The 1870-nt window shown below is 41.2% G+C and carries 2 protein-coding genes; both read left to right on the forward strand.

Features of this window, described 5'->3' with window-relative positions; genetic code table 11:
* Positions 1 to 1621, forward strand: a 1621-nt coding sequence (locus JCM21531_RS17060; protein WP_279379115.1) for a condensation domain-containing protein, incomplete at its 5' end; no start/stop codon positions are given.
* Positions 1591 to 1870 (forward strand): condensation domain-containing protein (locus JCM21531_RS24130; protein WP_279379116.1); only part of this gene is annotated, 280 nt, incomplete at its 3' end. The genes JCM21531_RS17060 and JCM21531_RS24130, both read left to right, overlap by 31 nt.

Below are 1870 nucleotides of genomic sequence, written 5' to 3' on the forward strand. Positions count from 1 at the left end.
TATCACAGGGGACAGGGAAATTGCTCCTTCAGAGCTTAGGGAGCATTTAACGAAAAGCCTTCCGGAATACATGGTTCCGTCTTACTTCATAAGGCTTGATAAAATGCCTCTGTCACCCAACGGAAAAATTGACAGAAAGGCACTTCCCGTACCTTCGGGCAGTATAAACACCGGAGTGAAATATGTGGAGCCTGTGGGCACAACTGAAAAGAAACTTGCTCAAATTTGGCAGGAGGTATTAGAATGCGAGAAAGTCGGGGTCAACGATAACTTCTTTGAACTGGGAGGTCATTCGTTAAAGGCTGCTATTCTTGTGTCAAGGATACATAAGGAGTTTAATGTCCAGATATCCTTGGGAGAGATATTTAAAGCTCCTACCATCAGGCAATTTGCAGAAAAGATAGAGGGCTCGGGAAAAAATATATATTCCTCTATTGTTCATCTCGCAGAAAAGGATTACCAAGCTCCGGGAGGAGATTTCGCAGTGTATCCGGTATCTTCGGCGCAAAAACGTTTATTCATTCTGGAGAGAATGGGAAATCTCGGCACAACTTATAATTTGCCCGGAGTACTGACTGTTGAAGGCGATATAGACCTAAAGGCTTTTGAAAAGGCGTTTAAAAAACTCATTGACAGACATGAAATACTGAGAACTTCCTTTGAATTGCGTAATGGCGAACCTGTTCAGAGGGTTCATAAGCAAGTGGATTTTAAGCTTGGGTATAAAGAAGCGGATGCGGACAAGGCAAAAGATATAATCAAGGATTTTATAAGAGAATTTGATATTGGAACTGCACCCCTTTTTAGGGCAGAGCTTGTGAAAATAGGGGAGAAAAAACATTTGCTGATGTTCGATATGCATCACATCATATCCGATGGAGTTACCTCTGTGATACTGGTGAAGGAATTTATTGAGCTGTATAGCCAAAAGGATTTGGCTCCGTTAAGGATACAATACCGGGACTACGCCGTATGGCAAAACAGCATTCTTGAATCGGAGATTATCAAAAAACAGATGGAATACTGGCAAAATATTTTCTCTGACGACATACCGGTTTTGAATTTGCCTACGGATTATCCGAGACCTTCAATACAAAGCTATGAAGGGGATAGAATAAGGTTTGCTTTGTCAAAGGAACTGGTAGAAGGGCTTAGAGCTGTTGCGGCAAATACCGGCACAACTCTTTATATGGTGCTCATGGCAGCCTATAATGTTCTTCTTTACAAATATACCGGACAAGAGGATATAATAGTCGGTTCACCAACAGCGGGAAGGCCCCATGCGGACTTGGAGAATTTGGCAGGGATGTTTGTAAACACTCTTGCTTTGAGAAATTATCCGAAGGGCGAAAAAACTTTCAGAGAGTTTCTTGAAGAAGTGAAAAGCAATGTGTTAAATGCTCTGGAAAATCAGGAATTCCAGTTCGAGAAGCTTTTAGAGCTGCTGGATTTGAAAAGGGATTTGAGCAGAAATCCGTTGTTTGATACCTTGTTTGTACTTCAGAACATGGGAGTACCTGAGACCGAAGTTGAGAGTTTGAGGTTTATTCCTTTTGAGTTTGAGAACAAGGTTTCAAATTTGACATTACATTGGAGGCTATTGAGGACAAGGATGATATAAGATTTAATCTGGAATACAGCACCCGTCTTTTTAAGAGGGAGACAATGGAAAAACTTGCAGGGCATTTTAGCAAAATACTGAAGGAAATTTCCGAAAACCCCAATAAAGAGATTTCCAAGATAGAGATGCTCACAAGGGAAGAAAAAGAGCAGATTCTCTTTGACTTTAACGACACGAATAAAGAATATCCCAAGGAAAAGACCTTAAGCCAGGTGTTTGAGGAGCAGGCAGAAAGGACACCTGACAATA

The sequence above is a fragment of the Acetivibrio straminisolvens JCM 21531 genome, assembly GCF_000521465.1.
Lineage (GTDB): Bacteria > Bacillota > Clostridia > Acetivibrionales > Acetivibrionaceae > Hungateiclostridium > Hungateiclostridium straminisolvens.